Origin of the sequence: Chelatococcus asaccharovorans (assembly GCF_003201475.1) — a bacterium.
GTDB classification, from domain to species: domain Bacteria; phylum Pseudomonadota; class Alphaproteobacteria; order Rhizobiales; family Beijerinckiaceae; genus Chelatococcus; species Chelatococcus asaccharovorans.
In genome coordinates this window covers 330,758-356,363 of record NZ_QJJK01000003.1, presented here as the reverse complement: position 1 = coordinate 356,363, position 25,606 = coordinate 330,758, and the positions used below count along the sequence as shown (strand labels likewise).

Sequence of the window (25,606 nt, the reverse complement as noted above, 5' to 3'; positions counted from 1 at the left end):
GCGCACGGCGCCTCCGCGCTGCAAGCGCGGGCGTGGCGCCGCGGGCCTCACACCAGCATGCCCATCGGGTTCTCGATGAGCTGCTTGAAGGCCGAGATGAGTTCGGCGCCGAGCGCGCCATCGACGGCGCGGTGGTCGGTCGACAAGGTCACCGACATGATGGTGGCAATGGCCGGGGCGTCGTTCTTGACGACGACGCGCTTCTCGCCGGCCCCGACCGCCAGGATGGTGGCATGGGGCGGATTGATCACGGCGGCGAAGTCCTTGATGCCGAACATGCCGAGATTGGACACGGCGGTCGAACCGCCCTGATATTCCTCGGGCTTCAGCTTGCGCGTCCGCGCCCGCGCCGCATAGTCCTTCATCTCGTTGGAGATGGTGGACAAGGACTTGGTTTCGGCCTTGCGCACGACCGGCGTGATCAGCCCGCCCGGGATCGAGACCGCGACGCCGACGTCGGCCTGCTTGAACTTGAGCATGACGCTCTCCGTCCAGGCGACATTGGCCTCCGGCACGCGCATCAGCGCCAGTGCCAGCGCCTTGATGACGAAGTCGTTCACCGAGATCTTGTAGGCGGGCTTGCCGTCCTTGTCCGTCGGGGCGGCCTTGTTGATCTGCTCACGCAGCGCCAGCAGCGCGTCGAGCTCGCAATCGACCGTCAGGTAGAAATGCGGGACGGTCTGCTTGGATTCGACCAGCCGGCGCGCGATGATCTTGCGCATCTGGTCATGCGGCACTTCCTCGTAGCTGCCCGGCTCGAACAGTTTCTTCACCGCCTCGTCGCTGGGGCCGGTGGCGAGCGCCGCCTCGGGCGCGGGAGCAGGCGCGGCCGCCTGCGCTGCCGCCGGCTGGGCCGGCGCGGCCTTGGCCGTTCCTCCGACGAGCGCCGCCTTGACGTCACGCTCGACGATACGGCCATGCGGGCCGGAGCCCTGGATCGCGGCGATGTCGAGGCCGCCTTCGCGGGCAAGGCGCCTGGCGAGCGGCGAAGCGAACACCCGACCACCCTCGCCGGCTGCGGGCTTGCCCGCCGGTTGCGGTTGCGCGACCGGCTGCGGCGCGGGGGATGCCTTGGCTTCGGCCGGAGCCGAGGCCGGGGCGTCCTGGGGCGGCTCGGTCTTCTTCGGCGGCTCGGCTTTGGGCGCCTCGCTCTTCGCGGGCGCAGCCGCTGCACCACCCGTGCCTGCGCTGGCGGCGACGGCCTTGGGGTCTTCGCCGTCGCTGGCGATCACCGCGATGAGCTCGTTCACCGGCACGTCCGCGGTGCCTTCGGGAACGACGATCTTGGCGAGGATGCCCTCGTCGACCGCCTCGACCTCCATCGTTGCTTTATCGGTCTCGATCTCGGCGAGCACGTCGCCGGACGAGACCTTGTCGCCTTCCTTTTTCAGCCACTTGGCGAGGTTGCCCTTCTCCATCGTGGGCGACAATGCTGGCATCAGGATATTGGCGGGCATGGTCGTTTCCTCAAAAACCGGTCGGCCGGCCTGTCTGCGGTCATGCGCCTCAGCGCGGCCTCAAGTAAGTTTCCAGATGGAACGGGCACCACGACGAGTTTTGAGCAGCGTTCCCGAATCTTGGAGCTTCTGCGCAGCCCATCGAATGTCGTATTGCCACGTGTAGTAGAGATCTCCCGACGCCTTGAGCTGAGCTTCGTAGCGTTCCCAAATATACCGAGCGATAGGGACAATCTCGTCTTGGCCACCCAAATGGCGCAGAGCTTCTATGACGAGATCGGGTAGATCGGTCTTCTTCACGTCGTCCTCACCGATAGGTGACAGCCTTGACCGCCTCGATCACCTCGGCGACGGACGGCAGCGCGAGCTTTTCAAGGTTGGCGGCATAGGGCATCGGCACGTCCTTGGCCGATACCCGCGCCACCGGCGCGTCGAGATAGTCGAAGGCCTCCGTCATGACGCGCGCCGCAATCTCGGCGCCGACGCCCGACTGCTGCCAGCCCTCCTCGACGGTGACCAGGCGACCCGTCTTCTTCACGGAAGCGACGATGGTCTCCGTGTCCATCGGCCGGATCGTCCGGAGGTCGATCACCTCGGCATCGATGCCTTCGCTGGCCAGTTCCTCGGCCGCCTTCAAGGCATAGGTCATCCCGACCGACCAGGAGACGATGGTGACGTCAGCGCCGTCCCGGACGATGCGCGCCTTGCCGATCGGCAGGACGTAATCGTCGAGTTTCGGCACCGGGAAGGTGTGGCCGTAGAGAATCTCGTTCTCGAGGAAAATGACCGGGTTCGGGTTGCGGATCGCAGCCTTGAGGAGGCCCTTGGCGTCGGCCGCGCTATAGGGCGCGATGACGGTGAGGCCCGGAATATGGCTGTACCAGGAGGCATAGTCCTGGCTGTGCTGGGCCGCGACGCGGGCGGCGGCGCCGTTCGGACCGCGGAAGACGATGGAGCAGCCAAGCTGGCCGCCCGACATATAAAGCGTCTTCGCCGACGAGTTGATGATCTGGTCGATCGCCTGCATGGCGAAGTTGAAGGTCATGAACTCGACGATCGGCTTGAGCCCGGTGAAGGCGGCGCCGACGCCGAGACCGGTAAAGCCGTGCTCGGTGATCGGCGTGTCGACCACGCGCCTTGCGCCGAATTCCTGCAGCAGCCCCTGGGTGACCTTATAGGCGCCCTGGTATTCCGCGACTTCCTCACCCATGACGAAGACGGCCTCGTCACGGCGCATCTCCTCGGCCATCGCGTCGCGCAGCGCCTCGCGCACCGTCATCTGCACGAATTCGGTGCCTTCCGGCACTTCCGGGTCGGGCTGCGCCTTCGGCTGCGGCGGCACCGAGACCGCGGAGGGCGCCGGTGACGCGGGCTTCGGCGCCTCGGGGGCCTTCATCTCACGCGCGGCGGCTTCGCTGGTCGATTCGTTGGATGACGGCTTCGGCGCCTCGACCGGTTTTGCAGACGCCGCGGCCGAGACGTCCTCGCCTTCGGCGGCAATCACCGCGATCGGCGTGTTCACGGCCACATCCTCGCTTCCCTCGGGAATGAGGATCTTGGCGAGCGTGCCTTCGTCGACGGCTTCCACCTCCATGGTGGCCTTGTCGGTCTCGATCTCGGCGAGCACGTCGCCGGAGCGGACGCTGTCACCTTCCTTCTTGAGCCATTTTGAGAGCTTGCCGCTTTCCATGGTCGGGGAGAGGGCGGGCATCAATACATCGATGGGCATGGGATGGACTTTCGCGAACGGTCTGAGGGCGCTTCGAGGGCGGCCTGCCGGCACGATGCGCCGGGGCCGGGACGGGATCGCCGACGGATTACTTCAGCACGTCCGCCCACAGCTCGGACGGATCGGGCTCGGGATCATGGGTCGCGAAGTCCGCTGCCTCGTTGACGATCTCGCGCACCCGCGCGTCGATGGCCTTCAGTTCGTCTTCCGGCACGTTCCAGTCCGTCAGGAGGCGGCGACGGACCTGCTCGATCGGATCATGCTCTTCGCGCATCCGCTGGACCTCGTCCTTCGACCGATATTTGGCCGGGTCGGACATGGAGTGGCCGCGATAGCGGTAGGTCTGCATTTCCAGGATATACGGGCCATTGCCGGACCGTGCCCATTCCAGGGCGCGTTCGCCGGCTGCCTTGACCGCGCGGACGTCCATGCCGTCCACCTGCTCGCCCGGGATGTTGAACGACGAGCCGCGCTTGGAGAAATCCGTCTGGGCGGAGGAGCGCACCACCGAGGTGCCCATCGCGTAGCGGTTGTTCTCGATGACATAGACCACGGGGAGCTTCCACAGCTCCGCCATGTTGAAGCTCTCGTAGACCTGGCCCTGGTTGGCTGCGCCATCGCCGAAATAGGTCATGCTGACGCGCTTTTCGCCACGATAGCGGTTGGCGAAGGCGAGCCCGGTGCCGAGCGATACCTGCGCGCCGACGATGCCATGGCCGCCGTAGAAGTTCTTCTCCTTGGAGAACATGTGCATCGAGCCGCCCTTGCCCTTGGAGTAGCCTCCGCGGCGGCCCGTGAGCTCGGCCATGACGCCTTTGGCATCCATACCGGCGGCCAGCATGTGGCCATGGTCGCGATAGCCGGTAATGACCTGGTCGCCCTCCTTCGCGGCGGCCTGCATGCCGACGACGACGGCCTCCTGGCCGATGTAGAGATGGCAGAAGCCGCCGATCAGGCCCATGCCATACATCTGGCCGGCCTTTTCCTCGAAGCGGCGGATAAGGAGCATCTCGCGGAAGGCGGCGAGGTCCTGGTCCTTGGTGAAATCGGCTGGAGATGCGGAGCCTGCCCTGGCGGAATTGCGCGCGGCGGCGGCTGTCTTCTTCGCCGGCGCCTTGCCGGCGCGGCTGCCGCGGCGGGAGCCGGCGGCCTCTGAGGTCACGGAGTCAATCTTGGCGTCCGAGCGCGAAGATTTTCGAGCAGCTAGGGACATCTGCATCCTCCCGAAGCGAGTTCTTGGGAGAATATGTAACGTACCCCCGCGCTATTGGCGAGCCCCAAACCGCATAAATATTAGATACAACTGCAACTAACAGCCTGAAAACGCGCGTCTTTTTGAACTTAACCGGATTTCAGTTAAGGGGATGGCGACCCACGCGTGACAGGCGATGCGAAGGACTTGGAGGCACCGTCCCCGTCAGCGTTAAGAAGTATAACGACTTCGTTCTTATGCACAAATCCAAGCGTCTGACGGACCTGACCGTCGAGAACGTCGTAGTCGATCGTGTCGGAGCGCAGCATCGAGGCACGCTTTTCCCAGGACGCGCGCTCGGCCTTCAGCGTTGCCAACTCATCGTTGAGGGCAAACATCTCGCGCTTGAGCTCGCGCTTGGCCTCAAGGCCCCGCGCACCGTGATGCGCGTGAAAGACGAAATAGCCCACGACCGCACTCGATATCGCATAGAGCACGAGGGGGATGAGGACAGCGCGGCGACGTTTGCGAACAACCATGCGATCATCTTGAGCGGTCGTGGTTAAAAAGCAGTTAGGAGGCTTGGTTTCGGGGGATGTTAAATAAAAATGGCCGGGACTTGCCCGGCCATTGTTGCAACTGCGAATATTGCAAATGCGAATGTCGCAAGTGCGAAGCTGTGCTTCGGGCTCAGCCCCGCGCCAGCGCGGCGAGTGCGGCACGGCCGGCGTAGCGGGCCTCGCTGTCGAGTTCCTGCTCGATTCGCAGGAGCTGGTTATATTTCGCCGTGCGGTCCGAACGGGCGAGCGAGCCGGTCTTGATCTGGCCGCAGTTCGTCGCGACGGCGAGATCGGCAATCGTCGAGTCTTCGGTCTCGCCCGAGCGATGCGACATGACAGCCCGATAGCTGTTGCGCTGGGCGAGATCGACCGCGGCGAGCGTCTCGGTGAGCGAGCCGATCTGGTTCACCTTCACCAGAATGGCATTGCCGATGCCGCGGTTGATGCCCTCCTCGAGGCGCGTGACGTTGGTGACGAAGAGGTCGTCGCCGACGAGCTGCGTCTTTGCGCCGACGGCGTCGGTCAGGGCCTTCCAGCCGTCCCAGTCATCCTCGGACATGCCGTCCTCGATGGAGGCAATGGGGTAATCGCCCACGAGCTTGGCGAGATAGGCCACCTGCTCCTCCGGCGAGCGGGTCTTGCCTTCGCCGGAATAGACATAAGAGCCGTCCTTGAAGAATTCGGTCGCGGCGCAATCGAGCGCCAGCACCACGTCGCGGCCGGGCTCGAAGCCGGCGGTGCGGATGGCCTGCATGACGAAATCGAGGGCGGCCTCGGCCGAGGGGAGGTTCGGCGCGAAGCCCCCCTCGTCCCCGACATTGGTGTTGTGCCCGGCGTCTTTCAAGGCCTTCTTCAAGGTGTGGAAGATCTCCGCACCGGTGCGCAGCGCCTCGGAGAAGCTCGGCGCGCCGACGGGCATCACCATGAACTCCTGGAAGTCGATGGGGTTGTCGGCATGGACGCCGCCATTGACGATGTTCATCATCGGCACGGGCAGGACGCGCGCCTGGACGCCGCCGACATAGCGATACAACGGCAGCCCGCTCGCCTGCGCCGCGGCTTTCGCGACCGCAAGCGAAACGCCGAGGATCGCATTGGCCCCGATTCGCGACTTGTTGGGGGTCCCGTCGAGGGCGATCAGCGCCTCGTCGATCAAAGTCTGGTCCTGGGCGTCGAGGCCGCCGATGGCCTCGAAGACCTCGGTGTTGACGGCATCGACCGCCTTGAGCACACCCTTGCCGAGATAGCGCGACTTATCGCCGTCGCGCAGCTCCACCGCCTCATGGGCGCCCGTGGAGGCACCCGAGGGGACGGCGGCGCGGCCGAAGGAGCCGTCTTCCAGCGCGACATCGACCTCGACGGTGGGATTGCCGCGACTGTCGAGTATTTCACGGGCGACGATATCGACGATCGATGTCATGAAGCATCCTCCCAGCCACCAGCGGGCTGTACAATTGACAACGGGCCGCCCACGGCGCGGGCAGCCGCCTTGGAAACACCGTCCGGCTTTTACGCCAACTGCTCCGGGCGGCCAAGTCGTCCGGACGGCCAAGTCGTCCCGGGCGGTCAAGTGGTCCGGACGACCAAGTCGTCCCGGGCGGCCAAGTCGTCCCCGGAGGGCAAAGAGCCGAACAGCGGATCGATCCTCCCGGGCTTAGGTCCGCCATGCTTGTGCCCGGAGGCCGGATCAGCCACAGAACTCGGCGTAAAAGGATGACACCGCGATGACAAGAGACCTCAAATCCCGGAACCTGCAACTGGGCAGGCCCAGCGCCCTGCCCGCCTCGCCCGACGAGGCGGACCTCGACCGGGTGCCCAATCCGCAGATCGGTACACGCTATGTCGCGCGCTTCACCTGCCCGGAATTCACCTCGCTGTGCCCGGTCACCGGCCAGCCGGATTTCGGCATACTCGTCATTGACTATGCGCCGGGTGAATGGCTCGTCGAATCGAAATCCCTGAAGCTCTATCTGCACGCCTTCCGCAATCACGGGGCGTTCCATGAGGACTGCACCGTCTCGATCGGCCTTCGGCTCGCCAGTCTTCTCGAACCGCAATGGCTTCGCATCGGCGGCTATTGGTATCCGCGCGGCGGCATTCCGATCGACGTGTTCTGGCAGACCGGCGCGCCACCCGAGGGCCTGTTCCTGCCCGACCAGGGCGTGCCGCCCTATCGCGCGCGCGGGTAGGCGCGAGGCATGGTCTTCCTCCCAGTCTGTGCAGGTTGACCGTCGGGATCCCCTTCCCGTCGCTACGCGAGGCCGGAGAAGACACGCGGGAGACGCGCCGCGCCGATCCCTCCCCTTCAGGGGAGGGTGGCGCCGCAGGCGCCGGGTGGGGCCCACCTGACGCTGACCCGACCGAAAGGCAGGAACACGTACTGGCCACGGGGCAGCGCCTCTTGCCTCGTGTCCCCCACCCGACCTCGCTCACGCGAGGCCACCCTCCCCTGAAGGGGAGGGATCGGCGCGGGGGCTGTCCTGGTGTCAATCCCCGGCGGGCTGCATAGCAGCCCGGGAATCACTTGGAGTGTGGGAATCACTCGGCGTGTGGGGATCGCTTGGCGTGTGGGGATCGCTTGGCGTGAAGGTTGAGAATGCTCGCCCGAGGGGCCCAGCTATGGCGTCGCGCTGTTCCAAGCGCGGAGGAGCTCACGCACCTCAGTTGCGGGATCCTCGGCCCGCATCACGCCGCCCATGACGGCGACACCGGCGACACCCGCGCGGCGGCAGGAGGGGATCGCGGCGGCGTCGATGCCGCCGATGGCGATGACAGGCAGCGTGGTCGCCGCCACGATCGCTGCGAGACCCTCGGGACCGAGTGCGGGTCCGTAGCCCGGTTTGCTGGCCGTTGGGAAGGCAGGCCCCGCGACGACATAGTCCAGCGCGGCGGCCGGCGCTGCTGCCGCCTCGGCTGGATTGTGCACCGATTGCCCGACGAGCACATCCGGCCCGAGCCGGTCACGCGCGGCCTGCGCATCTCCGGCCGCGGCAAGGTGCACGCCGACACCGGCCGCCTCGGCCACCGCCAGGTCCCCGTGGACGCTCACCACAGCGCCGAACGTGTGAGCCGACGCCTTGATCTCAAGCAAAAGTGCTATCTGAGCATCTCTCGATAAGTCTTTCTCGCGCAAGCTGAACCACCGACATCCGCCGGCGAAGATTTCCGCAGCGATCTCCGGCAGTGGCCGCACGGCCTGTCGGCGATCGCTGACGACCAGCAGGGGGGGCTGCGGGAGCATCAGCTCTCGACGAGGCCGAGTTGCGGGCTCGACGGTTCGGCATAGCGGCGGCGTGGAATCCGCCCGGCGAGATGGGCGAGCCGCCCGGCCTCCACCGCGTAGCGCATGGCGCGAGCCATGCGCACGGGATCGTCGGCGCGCGATACGGCGGTGTTGAGCAGCACCGCCGCACAGCCGAGCTCCATGGCGAAAGCGGCATCCGAGGCCGTGCCGATGCCGGCGTCGAGCACCACCGGTACCGGGCTGCGGCTGCAGACGAGCTCGATGAGATGGGGGTTGGAAATGCCGAGACCCGAGCCGATCGGCGAACCGAGCGGCATCACCGCCGCCGCACCCGCATCCGCGAGCTTGCGGCAGGCGACCGGATCCTCGGTGCAATAGGGCAGCACGATGAAGCCCTTGGCCGTGAGCTCGGCGGTCGCGATCAGGAGCTCCTCGACATCGGGATATTGCAGCTCGCGGTCGCCGATGATCTCCAGTTTCACCCAATGAGTCTCGAGTGCCTCGCGCCCGAGCTCCGCGGTGAGGATCGCATCGCGCGCCGTCTGGCAACCCGCCGTATTGGGAAGGAACCCGACACGGTCCCCAAGCACGTCGATGAGGCTTTCCTCATAGCCGTCGAGGCTGATACGCCGCAAGGAGGCGGTCACGAACTGGGTTCCGCTCGCGGCCACCGCATCCAGCATGGCCTGCTGGTTGGGATAGCCGGCCGTGCCGAGGAAGAGGCGCGAGGTGAAGGCGCGACCGGCGATGACCAGGGGATCATCGGAGGTCGGAGGTGTGTAGACGGTATGCATGGCTCAGCCTCCCTGCCGGGCGCGGACGATTTCCACGCGGTCACCTGCGGCAAGGCGCGTCTCCGGCCACTTGGCCCTGGGCAGGACGGCACCGTTCAGCGCCACCGCGACGCCGCGCGCATCGGGCGCAAGGCGGGACGCCACGAGTTCCGCGACGGTTGCGACCGCGAGGGCCGCTTCCTCGCCGTTCACGCGGATGAGTTCAGACATCATTTCCACTCCAGGGGGCAGCCTCTCGTGCCCTCCGCACACTCCATGACGATCATCCCGGCGAGCGGGATCCGGTCCGCGCCCAATCAACGCGCCCATGATCAGGCCGCCGCCGCGGGACGCGCGAAGCGTCCGAAGCCAAAGGGTGCGGCCAAGGGATCGAGCCGGCCGCTCACGACGAAATCGCTGATGAGATCAGCCGTGATCGGCGTCAGCAGGATGCCGTTGCGATGGTGTCCCGTGGCATAGACGAGCCCCTCGACCGGGCCGGCACCGAAGATCGGTGCGTCATCGCGGCTGCCGGGACGATGGCCGACCCAGGTTTCGAGGACCGGCAATTCCTCGATGCCGGGGAGTGCGCGCCACGCCGCATGCAGCAGCGAGAGCAGGCCGCCGGCGGTCATTGCGGTATCGAAGCCCTTTTCCTCGACGGTCGCGCCGATGATGAGGCGGCCGTCCAGGCGTGGCACGAGATAGACGCCAGGCGCCCATACCACATGCCGCAATAGTGGCGCCGCCGGATCCATGGCGAGGGAGAGCATCTGGCCCTTGATCGGCCGAACGGCCGGGCGCGCTTCAGCCGGAAGGCCGGGAATGCCGCGGGACCAGGGGCCGGCCGCCAGCACCACGCTGTCCGCCTCACAGAGGCCGCCTGCGGTAAGAACGCCCTCGATGCGGCCGTCCCTGATGGAAAGGCCTTCGACCGGCGTATTCTCGGACAACGTGACACCGGCCCGCAGGGCCGCGATCCGCAACGCCTTGGCGAGCTTTCGGTTGTCGACCTGATGATCCTCCGGCGAGGACACGCCACCCGCGACGCCGGGGGCCAGCGCCGGCTCGAGCCGCCTGATGTCGCGACCGGTCAGCCACGACACGGGCAGGCCGAGCCGCGCCTGCAGATCCGCATGGTTGCGCAGCTTCGCCGCGTCGTCGGCCGTGAGCGCCACCATCAAGGTGCCCTCGGTGCGCAGCTCAATGGGCTCGCCGCTTGCCGCCTCGAGCTCGGCGGCGAAGTCGGGCCAGAGCGCCTGGCTTGCCCTGTTGAGGGTCAGCAGCCGCTCTTCGGACGGCTCGATTTCCGCGCAGGCGGCCAGCATGCCGGCGGCGGCGTGGCTCGCCCCCTGGCCGGCTTCCCCCTTGTCGAAAACCGTGACGGTGAGGCCGCGCTGGGCGAGGCGCCAGGCGATCGACAGGCCGATCACGCCGGCGCCGATCACGGCAACCCTGCCCTGACCTGCGCGATTATCTTGAACCATTCGAGGCTCCCTACGCTGGCATGACCCAGACAGGTTCGATGGGTATGATCTCAGCCCCGCGGAACGCGAGGCACCCCAAGCCATGTCTTCCTAAAATGGAGCGTCCCGGTGTCAACCGCAACCCTCATGTATCGCGTCTGAACGTCATTTATCCCGCTAGAACGCCGTTCAACCCATTTGGACCGATCAACATTCAGCGCTTTCAGCTGTCATGGCCGGGCTTGTCCCGGCCATCCCGATTAACCGAGGCGCCTTTCCGGTCGGGATCACCGGGACAAGCCCGGTGATGACGTTGGTATCTCTTGGCAATTCTCGAATGTCGATTGGTCCTAGAACACCGTTCAACCCACTAGAAGGTCATGCAGGCCGCGTTGATGATGCCGGCCGAGAGCGAGGCCGCGCCGAGCAGGCATGCTGCGGCGATCTCGCCCTGCGCAATGCGTCCCGTCAAATTCGGAACGAGAATGCGCACGAGCCAATACACGATGATCTGCACGACGAGCGCGATGATACCCCATAGCACCAGCGCCAGAACGGTCGTCGTATTGACGATCGCGCTCGACAGCGGCAACGCGAAACCGATGAGGCTGAGCCCCAGCGACAGTGCCGCGGAGATGACGTTGCGGCGGATGAGCTCGAACTCGTTGTGGGTCGTCGCGAAGGTATAAACGGCGAGATAGAGCGCAACGAGGATGACCGATATGACGAAATCGACGAGAAAGTCGATGAAATTGACCAGAAGGATACCGTCCATCCTTGCCCCCGCTTTGGCGCTCTGTTGTCCAGGCGCTATGTCTTTCCGCCACCGCGCGCCGCGGTCTCGAATGCGATCGTGACGCCGTAGGCATCCTCGGCGGCAACGACCAGCCGAGGGCCGATCATGCGCGCGGCGATTCCGGCCCTGGCCAATCGTTCGGCGACGACGGCAAGGTCGTCAACCGCGATCCCATAGGCGACGAAGACTTCCTCTTCCACCGCGCCCGCTGCGCCATAGAGGCTGCGGAACGCATCGGTCGAGAGAATGTCGAGCCGGCCGCGCGGCAATTCCGCGCTCACGCCGAGCGATGTCGCGTGCAGGTCGCGCTGCCCGGTGAAGGCCGACAGGAAGATGTGATGATCGGTCGGATTGTCCGCGGTCATGACAGCCGCAGCGACGCCCCTTGCCCCGTTGGCATGGCGCTGGAATGCGGGATTCCAGAAATTCTCCGGGAAATGCTGCTGGCAGACGAAGAAGCCGCACTGCGGGGCACGGTCGTCGCGCGCGAAGGCGAGCGTGAAGGCGACCGTCGTCTCAGCCCCATCGGGGCGGCGCGCATGCCGTTCAAAAAAGAAAGTCTCGAAATCACCGATGCCTGAGGCGGCGAAATCAAGCGCATCGCCGGGGGCGTCGCGGCTTTCGAGCACCAGCATGGTCAAGCCCTCGCCGCGCGCCAGGCTGTCACGGACGAAGGCGCCGAAGCTGAATGTCCGTTCGCCATGCGGGGCGATGGCAGCGCCCTCGCCGACCGTGATGAGCTCGATGAAGGACCCATCGAACTGCACGATACGGTTCGCGGTTCCCCAGGGATGGCGATTGCGCGCACCGACCGTGAAACCGAGGGATTCGTAGAAGGCCCCTGCGGCGTCGAGATCGCGAACAGTGACGACGAGATGGTCGATCCCGCGGGGCTGGCCGACCATCAGACGAGCCGGCTCTGTTCGACGGCCGCGGCCACGAAGCTCTGGAACAGGGGATGCGGCTCGAAGGGCCGCGACTTCAGCTCGGGATGGAACTGCACGCCGATGAACCAGGGATGGTCCACGAGCTCGACGATCTCCGGCAGAAGTCCGTCCGGCGAGACACCGCTGAAGCGCATGCCGCGTTCCTCGAGCCGCTGCCGATAGCCCATATTGACCTCGTAGCGATGGCGGTGCCGCTCGGAAATCTTGGTCATGCCATAGATGTCGGCCACCTTGCTGCCGGCCGAGAGGGAGGCCGGGAAGGCGCCGAGACGCATCGTGCCGCCGAGATCGCCATCGGCACGGCGCTTCTCCAGCTCGTTGCCCTTCAGCCATTCCGTCAGGAGGCCGACCACGGGCTCCGTCGTTGCCCCGAATTCCGTGGAATTGGCCGCCGCAATGCCGGCGAGCGACCGTGTGGCCTCGATGACGGCCATCTGCATGCCGAAGCAGATGCCGAAATAGGGTACCTTGCGCTCCCGCGCGAAGCCTGCCGCCCTGATCTTGCCCTCGGCGCCGCGCTGGCCGAAGCCGCCCGGCACCAGGATGCCATGCACATGCTCGAGGAAGGGCGCTGGGTCCTCACGCTCGAAGATCTCGCTCTCGATCCAGTCGAGATTGACCTTGACGCGATTGGCGATGCCGCCGTGGGTCAGCGCCTCGATCAGCGACTTATAGGCGTCCTTCAACCCCGTATATTTGCCGACGATGGCGATGGTGACCTCGCCCTCGGGGGTCTTGATGCGGTGGGAAATGTCCTGCCAGCGATCGATGTTCGGGGCGGGCGCGCCAGGCATGCCAAAGGCTGCGAGAACCTCGTCGTCAAGCCCCTCGGCGTGATAGGCGACCGGCACGTCATAGATCGTCGCGACGTCGCGCGCCTCGATGACCGCGGTCTCCCGGACGTTGCAGAACAGCGACAGCTTGCGCCGCTCGTCCTCGGGGATCGGACGGTCGGTGCGGCAGAGCAGGATGTCGGGCTGAATGCCGATGGAGCGAAGTTCGGCGACCGAATGCTGGGTCGGCTTGGTCTTCAGTTCGCCCGCCGAGGGAATATAGGGCAGGAGCGTGAGATGGATGAACACGGCCTGCCCGCGGTCCAGTTCCTGGCCGAGCTGGCGGATGGCCTCGAGGAAAGGCAGGCTTTCGATATCGCCGACCGTGCCGCCGATCTCGACCAGGACGAAATCGCTGTCCTCGTTGCCGGTCAGGACGAATTCCTTGATGGCGTTGGTGACATGCGGGATGACCTGGACGGTCGCGCCGAGATAGTCGCCGCGGCGTTCCTTCGTCAGAATATCGAGATAGATGCGGCCTGTGGTGACGTTGTCGTCACGGGTGCAGGGCCGTCCCGTGAATCGCTCGTAGTGGCCGAGATCGAGGTCGGTCTCGGCGCCATCGTCGGTCACGAAGACCTCACCATGCTGGTAAGGGCTCATCGTGCCGGGATCGACATTGAGATAGGGGTCAAGCTTCCGAAGGCGCACGCTGTAGCCGCGTGCCTGCAGAAGAGCTCCGAGAGCGGCTGATGCGAGGCCCTTGCCCAGGGAGGAGACCACGCCGCCGGTGATGAAAACGTACCGCGCCATGGGAATCCTCATTTACTCTATCGCGATCGATTCGGGGAGTGGTCATAGGACCAATCCAGGCGAAAATATGGGCGACCCACGCAATCCAGCATTGCGCATGCGCATTCGGCGCATCGTGCCGGGCCTTTATTCAGGCCCAGCCGGTCACGGGTGATCAGAGAAAGCGCTGCGGCGCCTTCGTAACCGGCTCACTGCGAACCGGGCACCTGAGGCGTCGACGGCGCGGCGGGCGCAGGCGCAGGCGGCGCTGGCGCCGTGGGCTGGCTGCCCTGGATCTGGCGAAGCTGGTCGAGAACGCCACCGCCGGCGCCCGGTGCGACAGGCGCACCCGGAACGGCGCCAGGCGCGCCCCCCGGCATGGAATCGAAAATGGAACGCTGACCGCGCTGAATGCCCGCCAGGACCGACAGCCCGAGGCTCGTCAGGAAGAAAATGGTGGCGAGGATGGCTGTCGTGCGGGTCAGCGCGTTGGTCTGCCCGCGGCCTGTCATGAATCCGGAAACACCGCCGCCGCCCATGCCAAGGCCGCCGCCTTCGGAGCGCTGCAGGAGCACCACACCGACAAGCGCGATGACAACAATGAGGTGGATGACGATAATTACGGTTTGCATGTCAACATCCAACGCCCGGCGCGGGCACGACCGGCCAGGCTCGATTCATTTGTGCCGCTCTAACACAGTCCCGGTCCGCGAGGAAAGACCATAGCGCGGGAGAATTGCCCGCGTCCCATGCAGAGCTTCCCTGCCGGAATGGCAGATCGTGGTGGTGCGACGCAAGATCAAGGGCGGCTCGATGGCCGCAATCGGTCCCTCAGGAGGTGCCGCAAGCCTTGGCGATCGCCAGGAAGTCGTCGGCCACGAGGCTCGCGCCACCGACAAGCGCGCCGTTCACATCAGCGATGGCCATGAGTTCGGCGGCATTGGAGGGCTTGACCGAGCCGCCGTAGAGCAGGCGCACGGCTTGCCCTGCCCCGCCGTAGCGTTCGACGAGCTGGCGGCGAATGGCCCCATGCATTTCGGCCACATCGGCCACGGTCGGTGTAAGCCCCGTGCCGATCGCCCAGACAGGCTCATAGGCCACGACCAGATCACCGGGCAGGCTGTCCGGGAGCGAGCCCGCGATCTGGCGTGCGACGATAGCGAGCGCATGCCCCGCATCGCGCTCCGCGCGCGTTTCTCCGACGCAGACGATGGGGAAAAGCCCCGCGCGCCAGGCCGCTTCCGCCTTGGCGCGGACGTCGGCGTCGCTCTCGCCATGGAGGGTGCGCCGCTCGGAATGGCCGACGATCACGGCCTTGCCGCCGGCATCGGCGATCATCTCGGCCGCGATATCGCCGGTGAACGCACCGGCGGCCGCCGCGTGGCAATCCTGGGCGCCAACGGCGACGGTCGAGCCGCCGGCTCTCGCCGCGAAGGCCGCCAGCAGGGTGGCCGGCGGACACACCATCAGGTCGGCTCGTGCCGCCAGCACGGCATCATGGCCCTTGATCACCGCATCCAGCACGTCCGTGGAAGCCTTCAGGCCATTCATCTTCCAGTTTCCAGCCACGAGATGACGCAAATGACCACTCGCCATGAAGCATGACCCTTGTCGTTGGTGTTTCGATCGATTCGTTCCTTAACCCGTACGGGCGGGATAGCCTAGAGGGCTCGGCCGCGAGCGGCGGACCTGATCGGCGTATCCATTACAAATGATCCTTCTTGAAATGATCCTTCACTATGATCCTTCACATGGAGCTGACGCTGCAGATTGCCTTTGTCCATTGCGGCCCAGGGGCGCCCTCTCTATGATCCGCCACCTTGCTCGGTCAGGCGTGCCTGGTCGGGTCGAGTTCGGCTGTGCCACGTCACCGCAAATGCCTTACGCTGATTAAGACCGGACCCCGCTTCTCATGTTGAACAGTTTTCGCAACGCCGGACAGTCGCTCATTGGCCGCGCCATCATCGCCATCATGTTCGGCTTCCTCATCCTGTCCTTCGGTCTGTGGGGCGTCGGCGACATTTTCCGCGGCTATGCGGCCAACACCGCCGCCAATGTGGGCAAGACGGAAATCACGGTCCAGGCGCTGCGCAACGCCTATCAGAACGAACTCCAGCGCCTGCAGCAGCAGCTCCGCCAGCCCATCAGCGCTGAAATGGCGCGTCGGATCGGTCTGGAGCAGCAGGTCCTGAACCGGCTGATCAACGAAGCGGCGCTCGATGCGCGCGCCCGGGAGCTCGGCCTCGCCATTTCGGACGCGGACCTGGCGCGTGCGGTCATGGACGACCCGGTTTTCCGCAACGCCGCGGGCCAGTTCGACCGCCGCCGCTTCGACGAGTTGCTGCGTTACAACGGCCTGACCGAGGCCTCCTATCTGCGCGACCAGCGTGCGGTCATCATTCGCCGCCAGTTGCTCGAGGGCGTGATGGGCGCGCTCGAAACGCCGATTGCGCTGCAGGAGGCGGTCTATCGCTATGGGGCCGAGCGCCGCGCGGCGTCCTATGTGGTGCTGCCGGCGGCGAGCGTGGGCACCATCGCGGATCCCGACGAGACGGCGCTGCAAAGCTGGTTCGATGCGCGCAAGGCCATCTTCCGCGCTCCGGAATATCGCAGTGTCGTCACGCTGACATTGACCCCGGAGACGCTGGCCAAGCCTGATGCCGTGTCTGACGCGGATGTTCGCCGTGTCTATGAGGCTGACAAGGCGACCCGTTTCGGCACGCCGGAGCGTCGCACGGTTGAGCGCATCACCTTCCCCAATCTGGCCGACGCCCAGGCCGCCGCGGCGAAAATCGCGGCCGGCACGACCTTCGAGGCCCTTGCCGCCGAGCGCGGGCTCGCCGAGAAGGACATCGCCTTCGGCACCTTCGCGAAGAGCGAACTGATCGATGCAGCGGTCGCCGATGCGGTGTTCTCGCTCGCGCAAGGCGTGGCGAGCGGAGCGGTCGAGGGCCGTTTCGGGCCGGTTATCGTCCGCGTCACCGCCATCGAGCCGGCATCGGTGAAGCCCCTCGAGGCGGTCTCTGCCGAGATTCGCCAAGGGCTTGCCCGCTCGGCGGCGCAAAACCAGATCAACGATGTCCACGATCGCATCGAGGACGACCGGCTGGCGGCCAAGCCCCTCGCCGAGATCGCGACGGCGCTCGGCCTCAGCGCGCAGACGATTGCCGCGGTGGACCAGGCCGGCAATGACAAGAACGGTCAGCCCGTTCCCGGCGTGGCCGGAAACACGGCGCTCCTCAACGCGATTTTCGCGTCCGATGTCGGCGCCGACAACGAGGCGATCCGCCTGAGCGATGGCGGCTATGAGTGGTTCGACGTCCGCGGCGTCGATCCCGCCCACGAGCGCCCCCTGGCCGACGTCCGTGACCAGGTGCTGGTGCGATGGCGCGAGGATGCCATAGCGAAGGCCCTGTCGGATAAGGCGCGCGCGTTGGTCGAGCGCCTCAACAAGGGCGAGGCCCTCGACGCCGTCGCGGCCGAGCTGTCGCTGCCGGTCGAGACAGCCACGGGCCTTGCCCGGGGTGCGGCGAGCGGCAATCTGGCCGTCCCGGTCGTCGCCCAGATCTTCGCCGTGCCGGCCGGCAAGGCCGGATCCGTGGCGGCCGGGACGAATGGTGACGCGCGCGTGGTCTTTGTCGTGACCGAGGCGACCGTTCCCCCCTATATCACCTCCACCGGTGATGCGGCGCGCATTCGCGACCAGATGCGGACGGCTGTCGAAGAAGACCTGATCAGCGAATATAGCACCAAGCTGCGCAGCGAACTCGGCGTCACCATCAACCAGCGGGCGATCAACAACGCCTTCGGCAACACCGACCTCTGATCGGGCCGGCGCGCCGGTGACGCCGCGGTCCGGCCGCCCTTGCCGAGGCCGATCGCATCAAGCCACTGGCGTTGCCGCGACGGGTCGGGTATAGCCCGCAAACCCGTGAGGGTATGAGGAACCTTCAGCCGGGCGAAAGGCCCAGCTTGCGGCCCTCGCCCCTAAAAGGTGCCACTTTACCGAGGTGCCTGTGTACCTGAGGTGCCCGTTTCCTCGGGGTGCCTGTTCCTCGGGGTGCCTGTTTCCTCTGGGAAGCGGGCTTGTCGACCCTCTGGGCAAATCTGTCCGGAGGTACGGTGATCCGGACGTATCACGCGACTTCACCCCTCGCGCTGATCACGCTCCCTAACTGAAAAGGTGAGGTTTCCCGCCCGGTTCCAAACGGTCGGTTCGGACCTCAGTACAAGCCATGCTGTTTTCACCGTCTTTCGAAGACTTCGCCGCCACCTATGATAAGGGCGAAGCCAGCGTTCTCAGCGCAAGTCTGGTCGCTGATCTCGAAACCCCGGTCGCCGCCTATCTGAAGCTCAGCGCCGGCGGCACCCTTCCCACCTTTCTTCTCGAATCGGTCGAAGGCGGTGCGACCCGCGGCCGCTATTCCATGATCGGGCTGAAGCCGGACCTGATCTGGCGATGCCGCGATGGCAGGGCCGAGATCAACCGCGCTGCGCAACGCGCCTCGGTCTTCGCTGCGGATGATCGCGCGCCGCTGGACAGCCTGCGTGCGCTGATCGCCGAAAGCGCCATCGCCTTGCCGCCGGGATTGCCGCCGATGGCGGCCGGCATCTTCGGCTATCTCGGTTATGACATGGTCCGGCAGATGGAGCGTCTTCCCGGCGCTCCGCAGGACGCGCTCGATCTGGACGATGCCATCCTCCTGCGACCGACCCTGATGGTGGTGTTCGATTCCGTCAGGGACGAACTCTCGCTCATCACGCCCGTCCGGCCGGCCAAGGCCATATCGGCCAAGGTCGCCTATGAAGCCGCGGTCGAGCGTATCGAGGAGGCGCTGGCGGCACTCGATGAGCCTCTCCCCCGCGATAGCGGACCGGATGTCACGACGCTGCCCGCCCCGACGCCGGTGTCCAACACCGCGCCGGAGCGCTTCAAGGCAATGGTGGAGAGGGCGAAGGACTATATCCGCGCCGGCGATATCTTCCAGGTCGTGCTGTCCCAACGCTTCGACGCACCCTTCACTTTGCCGGCCTTGTCGCTTTACCGGGCATTGCGGCGCGTGAACCCCTCCCCTTACCTGTGCTTCCTCGACTTCCTGGATTTCCAGATCGTCTGTTCGAGCCCGGAAATCCTGGTGCGGGTGCGCGAGGGCAAGGTCACGGTGCGTCCGATCGCCGGCACGCGGCGGCGGGGCGCCACACCGGCCGAGGATCGGGCTCTTGCCGCGGAATTGCTGGCGGATCCCAAGGAGCGTGCGGAGCATCTGATGCTGCTTGATCTCGGCCGCAACGATGCGGGCCGGGTTTCGGCGATCGGCAGCGTCAGCGTCACCGACAGCTATTTCCTGGAGTACTACAGCCAGGTGATGCACATCGTCTCCCATGTCGAGGGGACGCTCGATCCCAAGCACGATGCTCTCGACGCGCTGGTCGCGGCCTTCCCCGCCGGCACGGTCTCGGGCGCGCCGAAGGTCCGCGCCATGGAGATCATCGACGAACTGGAGCGGGACAAGCGCGGCCCCTATGCCGGATGCATCGGCTATTTCGGCGCGGACGGCGAGATGGACACCTGCATCGTCCTGCGCACCGCGCTGGTGAAGAACGGACGCATGTCCGTCCAGGCAGGGGCCGGCATCGTCTACGATTCCGACCCTCAGTCCGAACAGGTCGAATGCGTCAACAAGGCGAAGGCCGCCTTCCGGGCCGCGGAGGAAGCCGTGCGCTTCGCCGCGACGGCCCGGCGCGGGCAGTAGGAGGTTCCGCCATGACGCGTATCGTCCTGATCGACAACTACGATTCCTTCACCTGGAACCTCGTGCATCTCGTCGCGGGCTCGGGTGCCGAGGTCGAGGTTCATCGCAATGACGCGCTGAGCGTCACGGAGGTCCTCGCCAGCGGGCCGGATGCCATCGTGCTGTCACCCGGACCGTGCACACCGAACGAAGCGGGCATCTGCCTCGGCCTCATCACGGAGGCAGGGCCGTCCATTCCGATCTTCGGCGTGTGCCTCGGCATGCAGGCCATGGGCCAGGCCTATGGCGGCCAGGTGGTGCGCGCGCCGGCCCCCATGCATGGCAAGATCTCCACGGTTCGCCATCACGGGGACGGCCTGTTCCGGGGCATCAACGGGCCGTTCAAGGCGACGCGCTACCACTCGCTCGTCGTCGACCGCGCGACCTGCCCGACGGTTTTCGATATCACGGCCGAGAGCGATGACGGCGTGATCATGGCCCTGTCGCACAAGAGCCATCCTGTGCATGGCGTCCAGTTCCATCCGGAGAGTATTCTGTCCGAGCATGGCGCGACGATCATGCGCAACTTCCTCGACCTGGCGGCCGTCTGGAACGAGACGCAACGCCACAACCATAACTGACGGGAACGCCATGGATGCCTTCAAGCCTTTCATCGCCAAAGTCGCCACCGGCGCCCCGCTGAGCCGCGATGAAGCGCGGGCTGCCTTCGACACCCTGCTCTCCGGCGAAGTGACGCCCGCCCAGGGCGGCGCCTTTCTCATGGCGCTGCGCGTTCGCGGAGAAACGGTCGACGAGATCGTCGGCGCGGTATCGGCCATGCGCGCCCGGATGCTGCGCGTCACCGCCCCGCCGGAGGCCATCGACATTGTCGGCACCGGAGGTGACAATTCCGGCAGCTACAATGTGTCGACGCTTGCCTCCATTATCGCGGCGGCCGCGGGTGTCGTCGTCGCCAAGCACGGCAACCGTGCCGCCTCGTCGAAATCGGGCGCGGCGGACGTGCTGATGGCGCTCGGCGTCAAGGTCGGGCAGGACGCGCCGGGCATTGCGCGCACCATCCGCGAGGCCGGGGTCGGCTTCATGTTCGCGCCGACCCATCACGGCTCGATGCGCCATGTCGCGGCCGTTCGCGCGGAACTTGGCACGCGCACGCTGTTCAATCTGGTCGGACCGCTCGCCAATCCCGCGGGGGTGAAGCGCCAGGTGCTCGGCGTCTTCGCCGAGAGCTGGCTGGAACCTCTCGTCACGGTGTTGAAGACGCTGGGGTCGGAAAAAGTCTGGGCCGTCTATGGCACCGACGGCCTCGATGAACTCACCGTTGCCGCCCGAACGGACGTGGTGGCCCTGGAGAATGGCCAGATCCGCCGCTTCTCGGTGAATCCGGAGGAACTCGGGCTGGCGCTCGCGCGTCCGGAGGACCTGAAGGGCGGCGATCCCGAGCATAATGCGCAGGCTCTGCGCGACGTGCTCGACGGCAAGCCCGGCGCCTATCGCGATATTGCCTTGCTCAATGCCGCCGCCGGCCTTGTCGTCGCGGACAAGGCGAACGATCTCAAGGAGGGCCTCGTGCTCGCGGCCAAGGCAGTCGACAGCGGCGCGGCTCGCAGCGTTCTGGACAATCTCATAGCCGTCTCGAATGCGGCTCCAGAGGAGCAACAGTGATGCGTGTCGCCGAGACGGCCCCGGCGGGAGACATCCTCGCCCATATCGAAGCCTACAAGCGCGGCGAGATCGCGGCCGCCAAGGCGAGCGTACCACCTGCGGAGATGGAGCGCCGCGCCCGGGCGGCCGCGCCTGTCCGCCCCTTCGGGCAGGCCATTGCCGGCCATGTCGCGCAGGGACGGCCCGCGCTGATCGCCGAAATCAAGAAAGCGAGCCCTTCCAAAGGCTTGATCCGTGCCGATTTTGATCCGCCGGCGCTGGCGCGGGCCTATGCGGACGGCGGCGCCACCTGCCTGTCCGTCTTGACGGACGGCCCCTCCTTCCAGGGACAGCCCGCCTATCTGGAAGCCGCGCGCGCCGCATCCGGGCTGCCCGTGCTGCGCAAGGACTTCATGTTCGAGCCTTATCAGGTCTTCGAGGCGCGCGCCTGGGGCGCCGACTGCATTCTCGTGATCATGGCGAGCGTGAGCGATGATGAGGCGCGCGCGCTCGTCGATACCGCCCGCGACCTTGGCATGGACGTGCTGGTCGAGGTGCATGACGGCGCTGAACTCGACCGCGCCCTGCCGCTCGGCACGCCGCTGATCGGCATCAACAACCGCAATCTGCGCACCTTCGAGACATCGCTCACCGTCTGCGAGAGCCTCGCACCGCGCATTCCCGACGATCGCATCGTCGTCGGCGAAAGCGGCATCTTCACCCATGCGGATGTGGACCGTCTGGCGCGGTCCAACATTCACGCCCTGCTCGTCGGCGAGAGCCTGATGCGGCAGGCGGATGTGGCAGCGGCGACCCGCGCGCTGCTGTTCGGCGAGATGGCGCGGCCATGAAGGGCCTCACCCATCTCGACGCCGCCGGCCAGGCCCATATGGTCGACGTGTCGGCAAAGCCCGCCACGAGCCGCATGGCGACCGCCGAGGGCGTGGTGCGCATGCGCGCGGAGACGCTCGCGCTCATCCGTGCAGGTGACGCCAAGAAGGGCGACGTGCTCGGCACCGCGCGCCTCGCCGGCATCATGGCGGCCAAGAAAACCCATGACCTCATCCCGCTCTGCCATCCGCTCGCCCTGTCGAAGATCACGGTCGATCTCGCCCTGGACGATGCCCTTCCCGGCGTGCGCGTGACGGCGACGGCGAAGGTCAGCGGGCAGACGGGGGTGGAGATGGAGGCCCTGACGGCGGTCAGCGTCGCCTGCCTCACCATCTATGACATGGTGAAGGCTGTGGACCGCGGCATGGAGATCGGCGCGATTCGCCTTCTCGCCAAGAGCGGCGGACAGTCCGGCGATTTCCGCAGGGACGAGGCCGGTACGGAGGAGAAGCCGTGAGCGGAGAGGCCAGGAAACCGGCCGGAGCGGGTCTGACCTCGGTGGAGGACGCCCTCGCGACGATCGTCGGCATGGCGGGTCCGGCCCTGGCCGCGGAGACGCTCCCGCTTGCCCGCTGCCGCGGCCGCTATCTGGCGCAGGATCTTGCGGCCTTGAGGACGCAGCCGCCCTTCAACGCCTCGGCCATGGATGGTTACGCCGTTCGCGACGCCGATGTCGCCGCCCTGCCCGCCACGCTTCGCGTCATCGGCACCAGCGCGGCCGGCCATCGCTTTGCCGGCCCCCTCGGCGCCGGCGAGGCCGTCCGCATCTTCACCGGCGCGCCCGTGCCTGAAGGCGCCGACCGCGTGGTCATTCAGGAGGACACGTCGCGCGACGGCCAGGATGTGGTCGTGACGGCCCGGTCGTCGTCATCGACCAATATTCGGGCCGCCGGGCTCGATTTCTCCGATGGGCAGAGGCTCATTCCCGCGGGCTCCCGGCTTGATGCGCGGCTGCTGGCGCTGGCGGCGGCCATGGGTCACGGCGCTCTGACGGTCCATCGGCGTCCGCGCGTGGCCATCCTGGCGACCGGTGATGAGCTCGTTCGCCCGGGCGAGCCCATGGGGCCGGATCAGATCGTGACGTCCAACAGCTATGCGGTGGCGGCGATGGCCGAGGATGAGGGCGCGGCGGTGATCGATCTCGGCATCGCCGGCGACAGCTTCGCGGCCCTTGAGGCCGCCATCAACGCGGCCCGGGCGGCCGAAGCCGATGTGCTGGTGACGCTCGGCGGCGCTTCCGTCGGCGATCATGATCTCGTGCAGTCGGCCCTGACCGCCCAGGGGATGGAGCTTGGCTTCTGGCGCATCGCCATGCGCCCGGGCAAGCCTTTGATGCACGGCCGGCTGGGCGCCATGGCGATCCTCGGCCTGCCCGGCAACCCGGTTTCGGCCATCGTCTGCGCCCTTCTGTTCCTCGTCCCGCTGCTGCGGCACTTCGGCGGCGATCCTGCGGCGCTCAGGGAGCGCAGCGAAGAGGCGGAACTCGCCGCCGATGTGCCGGCTAATGATTTCCGCCAGGATTACCTGCGCGCCGAACTCATCGACCGGCCGGACGGCGTCCCGCTCGTTCGTCCCTTCGGCCGCCAGGACAGCTCGATGCTGAGCACGCTGGCCGCCTCAGGCGCGCTTGTCCTGCGCCCGCCGCACGCGCCGGCCGCGAAGGCCGGCGCGCGCTGCCGCATCATGCGGCTTTGTTAGCGTCCACCGCAGGAATGGACTGACTGCTGGCGAACCAGTTCTGCGGGTTCCATGTCTGCTTGACCATGAAAACACTCGGGTGAGAGAACGAGCCGACGTAGTTATCACGGAAATAGGCGCTCATCGCCTTGTCGATAGGATAGTGGGCGCCGTTCATGGAGTAGTCACTGTTATTGACGCCGATGTCGGTATCGCAGTAATTGAAATAGCACCCATCGACGAGTGGATCCGAAAAGGCCGTCGGCGAGGGAATGCCATTCCATCTCGCATAGACGTCGCTATACATATCCTGCAGCCATTTTATATTGGCGGCGGCACGGGCCTCATTGGCGGCGGGATCTTGCGAATCTTCGTACCAATAGGTTCCGTACTGAACTTTCGCGATCGATGAACGCTGGGCAATCGCTGTCTCTTTCGAGGAGACCCTGTTGATTCTTCCCCCGTAGGAATCCAGCTGAAAGAGTGTGGCGCTTAGATCCGCACCTTCGGGCTGCTCGGTCATATAATGAAAATACTTATCGCTTTGATCGCGCGGGACCGCCTGTTTGAGATAAGCTGATTTATACTTCCCGTAACGATTTGGCCCTGATCCATTAACGTTCTGCGTGCCTTCGAGATAGGTATATTTCCGATACGGCAGCGCATCATCCGCCGTCAGAAAGAGACCATTATCCGCAAGCCAGACGGGATGGCCGATATGGGGGGCAGGCGTATTGGACACTTTGCCGATACTGGCGTAACGCTGCTTGCGCTGATTGGTCGTGGCGATCAACGATCGTTCAAAACTATTGATGTCGCCTTGTCGAGTCTTATCGTAATAAGTGAATGACGAAAGAGACAGAGCGCCTGTATATTTGTGATTAATATGTATAATGTTGAAATTGTTCCATGTCAGCTCCGATTGTGAGCATTCATACTCGGCGAATGTCTGAAAGTACTGGAACAATACATCCGGCGTGATGCCTTCCCACGGAAGCGTGATCGTGCTGATGTACATATAATCAGGAGATCGCGGCAGATCCTGGAAGTAGTAGTGGGTGATAATTCCAAAATTTCCACCACCGCCGCCACGCACGGCCCAGAACAGGTCGGCGTGGTTGGACGCATCGCAGTACAGCAATTCCGCCCTGTTGTTGCGGATGACCACGATACGGACGCCGGTGATCCAGTCGACGGTCAAACCGTAGAGCCGAGACAGAAGGCCGTAGCCGCCGCCCGTGACATGCCCGCCAAGGCCTACGGAATAGCACGAGCCCGCCGGCAGCGTCTTCCCGAAGACATTGTTGAGAATTTGATACATATCCCAATTGGCATTGCCGGTGCCGATATAATATCCTTTGTCCCTGTCGTGGCCGAAATCTCTCAACCCGGTCACGTCAACGATGCATTTCGTCTTGGCGCTATAGATGAAATTCTCGTAGCAATGGCGACCGCTGACAATTTGAACTTCATCATGATTGTACATATGAATGAAATTCTCGGCCGCGTTGAGCGCGTCATCGGCTGTCAAGGGCGTATAGACACGCTCCAGATTCGGCGCGCTCCAGCGGCGATCAAATCCCTGCCGGTCGGAGGGCGTAATGGCGTCACCTTCTCTGAAAAGACATGTGGACATGGCTCACCTTCCCCAAGGTTACCAACGTCAAGCGCTTCCCCGCGCACATGGAAATTGCTCCATGATCAACAAGTCTATTCAAGGTTACGGTCAAACGTCAATATTTATTACTAAATTTTCGTCAGTTTTCGTCGTTAACTATATTTGTTTACAATTTAGGGCGTGGCAACAACTGCCGTCAGACATTTCGCAATTTTCATTGATACATGTCGCCTCCTGTGCCGTTACGGCAATATTGCATCCTCGATTATTTCAGTGCGCGCACAACCGGCGAACGAG

24 protein-coding genes and 1 riboswitch are annotated in these 25,606 nt (G+C 65.3%); of the genes, 8 read left to right on the top strand and 16 right to left on the bottom strand.

The window, feature by feature from the left end:
* Positions 1–47: 47 nt before the first annotated feature.
* The 6 genes from C7450_RS09130 to eno all read right to left on the bottom strand — a co-directional run bounded on the left by C7450_RS09130 (position 48) and on the right by eno (position 6,358).
* Positions 48–1,457 carry a pyruvate dehydrogenase complex dihydrolipoamide acetyltransferase gene (locus tag C7450_RS09130; RefSeq protein WP_110374125.1) on the bottom strand — a complete coding sequence of 470 codons (1,410 nt, stop codon included), beginning with the start codon at positions 1,455–1,457 and terminating at the stop codon, positions 48–50.
* A 60-nt stretch (positions 1,458–1,517) separates the two neighbouring features.
* The gene (locus C7450_RS09125; protein WP_110374124.1) at positions 1,518–1,757 is read right to left on the bottom strand and encodes a hypothetical protein; all 240 of its coding nucleotides are present in this window, start codon (positions 1,755–1,757) and stop codon (positions 1,518–1,520) included.
* Positions 1,758–1,764: 7 nt separating this feature from the next.
* On the bottom strand, positions 1,765–3,186 hold the full coding sequence (locus C7450_RS09120; protein WP_110374123.1) for a pyruvate dehydrogenase complex E1 component subunit beta: 1,422 nt from the start codon (positions 3,184–3,186) through the stop codon (positions 1,765–1,767).
* A gap of 88 nt (positions 3,187–3,274) precedes the next feature.
* Positions 3,275–4,348: a pyruvate dehydrogenase (acetyl-transferring) E1 component subunit alpha gene (gene pdhA / locus C7450_RS09115; RefSeq protein ID WP_245449551.1), complete on the bottom strand. Its 1,074-nt coding sequence runs from the start codon at positions 4,346–4,348 to the stop codon at positions 3,275–3,277.
* 194 nt (positions 4,349–4,542) lie between these two features.
* Positions 4,543–4,917: an FtsB family cell division protein gene (locus tag C7450_RS09110; protein WP_110374121.1), complete on the bottom strand. Its 375-nt coding sequence runs from the start codon at positions 4,915–4,917 to the stop codon at positions 4,543–4,545.
* Positions 4,918–5,068: 151 nt separating this feature from the next.
* Entirely contained in the window at positions 5,069–6,358 is a 1,290-nt protein-coding gene (eno, locus tag C7450_RS09105) for a phosphopyruvate hydratase (protein WP_110374120.1), read from the bottom strand.
* A gap of 304 nt (positions 6,359–6,662) precedes the next feature.
* Between eno and queF the strand changes: the two genes are divergently transcribed.
* Positions 6,663–7,127 (top strand): preQ(1) synthase, encoded by a 465-nt coding sequence (gene queF, locus C7450_RS09100; RefSeq protein WP_110374119.1) that lies wholly within the window; start codon positions 6,663–6,665, stop codon positions 7,125–7,127.
* A 428-nt stretch (positions 7,128–7,555) separates the two neighbouring features.
* On the opposite strand, the gene C7450_RS09095 is transcribed toward queF, so the two are convergent.
* From C7450_RS09095 to tpiA, 9 genes are all read right to left on the bottom strand, one after another.
* On the bottom strand, positions 7,556–8,179 hold the full coding sequence (locus tag C7450_RS09095; protein ID WP_110374118.1) for a thiamine phosphate synthase: 624 nt from the start codon (positions 8,177–8,179) through the stop codon (positions 7,556–7,558).
* Positions 8,179–8,976: a thiazole synthase gene (thiG, locus tag C7450_RS09090; RefSeq protein WP_110374117.1), complete on the bottom strand. Its 798-nt coding sequence runs from the start codon at positions 8,974–8,976 to the stop codon at positions 8,179–8,181. The genes C7450_RS09095 and thiG overlap by 1 nt, the downstream gene beginning before the upstream one ends.
* A gap of 3 nt (positions 8,977–8,979) precedes the next feature.
* On the bottom strand, positions 8,980–9,186 hold the full coding sequence (gene thiS, locus C7450_RS09085) for a sulfur carrier protein ThiS (RefSeq protein ID WP_110374295.1): 207 nt from the start codon (positions 9,184–9,186) through the stop codon (positions 8,980–8,982).
* A 101-nt stretch (positions 9,187–9,287) separates the two neighbouring features.
* Positions 9,288–10,442, bottom strand: a complete 1,155-nt coding sequence (gene thiO, locus C7450_RS09080) for a glycine oxidase ThiO (RefSeq protein ID WP_110374116.1) — start codon at positions 10,440–10,442, stop codon at positions 9,288–9,290.
* Positions 10,433–10,530: riboswitch (TPP riboswitch) on the bottom strand. It overlaps the preceding gene by 10 nt.
* Before the next feature lie 261 nt (positions 10,531–10,791).
* On the bottom strand, positions 10,792–11,196 hold the full coding sequence (locus tag C7450_RS09075; RefSeq protein ID WP_110374115.1) for a DUF350 domain-containing protein: 405 nt from the start codon (positions 11,194–11,196) through the stop codon (positions 10,792–10,794).
* A gap of 35 nt (positions 11,197–11,231) precedes the next feature.
* Positions 11,232–12,122, bottom strand: coding sequence for a VOC family protein (locus C7450_RS09070; RefSeq protein WP_110374114.1), 891 nt, complete (start codon positions 12,120–12,122; stop codon positions 11,232–11,234).
* Positions 12,122–13,750 (bottom strand): CTP synthase, encoded by a 1,629-nt coding sequence (locus tag C7450_RS09065; RefSeq protein ID WP_110374113.1) that lies wholly within the window; start codon positions 13,748–13,750, stop codon positions 12,122–12,124. Before C7450_RS09065 ends, C7450_RS09070 begins: the two co-directional genes overlap by 1 nt.
* A gap of 188 nt (positions 13,751–13,938) precedes the next feature.
* Complete coding sequence (gene secG, locus C7450_RS09060) at positions 13,939–14,361, bottom strand: preprotein translocase subunit SecG (protein ID WP_110374112.1); 423 nt, start codon at positions 14,359–14,361, stop codon at positions 13,939–13,941.
* A 199-nt stretch (positions 14,362–14,560) separates the two neighbouring features.
* Positions 14,561–15,325: a triose-phosphate isomerase gene (gene tpiA / locus C7450_RS09055; protein WP_110374111.1), complete on the bottom strand. Its 765-nt coding sequence runs from the start codon at positions 15,323–15,325 to the stop codon at positions 14,561–14,563.
* A 316-nt stretch (positions 15,326–15,641) separates the two neighbouring features.
* On the opposite strand from tpiA, the gene C7450_RS09050 reads away from it, so the two are divergent.
* The 7 genes from C7450_RS09050 (at position 15,642) to C7450_RS09020 (ending at position 23,712) form a co-directional block, all read left to right on the top strand.
* Entirely contained in the window at positions 15,642–17,555 is a 1,914-nt protein-coding gene (locus C7450_RS09050; protein WP_110374110.1) for a SurA N-terminal domain-containing protein, read from the top strand.
* Positions 17,556–17,964: 409 nt separating this feature from the next.
* On the top strand, positions 17,965–19,482 hold the full coding sequence (gene trpE, locus C7450_RS09045) for an anthranilate synthase component I (RefSeq protein ID WP_110374109.1): 1,518 nt from the start codon (positions 17,965–17,967) through the stop codon (positions 19,480–19,482).
* A gap of 11 nt (positions 19,483–19,493) precedes the next feature.
* Positions 19,494–20,102 (top strand): anthranilate synthase component II, encoded by a 609-nt coding sequence (locus C7450_RS09040; RefSeq protein ID WP_110374108.1) that lies wholly within the window; start codon positions 19,494–19,496, stop codon positions 20,100–20,102.
* A gap of 10 nt (positions 20,103–20,112) precedes the next feature.
* A complete protein-coding gene (gene trpD, locus C7450_RS09035; protein ID WP_110374107.1) occupies positions 20,113–21,144 on the top strand; it encodes an anthranilate phosphoribosyltransferase in 1,032 nt (343 codons plus the stop codon).
* Positions 21,144–21,974, top strand: coding sequence for an indole-3-glycerol phosphate synthase TrpC (gene trpC / locus C7450_RS09030; RefSeq protein WP_110374106.1), 831 nt, complete (start codon positions 21,144–21,146; stop codon positions 21,972–21,974). Before trpD ends, trpC begins: the two co-directional genes overlap by 1 nt.
* Positions 21,971–22,471, top strand: coding sequence for a cyclic pyranopterin monophosphate synthase MoaC (gene moaC / locus C7450_RS09025; protein WP_110374105.1), 501 nt, complete (start codon positions 21,971–21,973; stop codon positions 22,469–22,471). Before trpC ends, moaC begins: the two co-directional genes overlap by 4 nt.
* Complete coding sequence (locus C7450_RS09020) at positions 22,468–23,712, top strand: molybdopterin molybdotransferase MoeA (RefSeq protein ID WP_425351163.1); 1,245 nt, start codon at positions 22,468–22,470, stop codon at positions 23,710–23,712. The genes moaC and C7450_RS09020 overlap by 4 nt, the downstream gene beginning before the upstream one ends.
* On the opposite strand, the gene C7450_RS09015 is transcribed toward C7450_RS09020, so the two are convergent.
* Positions 23,696–25,327, bottom strand: coding sequence for an FAD-binding protein (locus C7450_RS09015; protein WP_110374104.1), 1,632 nt, complete (start codon positions 25,325–25,327; stop codon positions 23,696–23,698). The two genes, C7450_RS09020 and C7450_RS09015, sit on opposite strands and share 17 nt — an antisense overlap.
* Between the last annotated feature and the right edge of the window lie 279 nt (positions 25,328–25,606).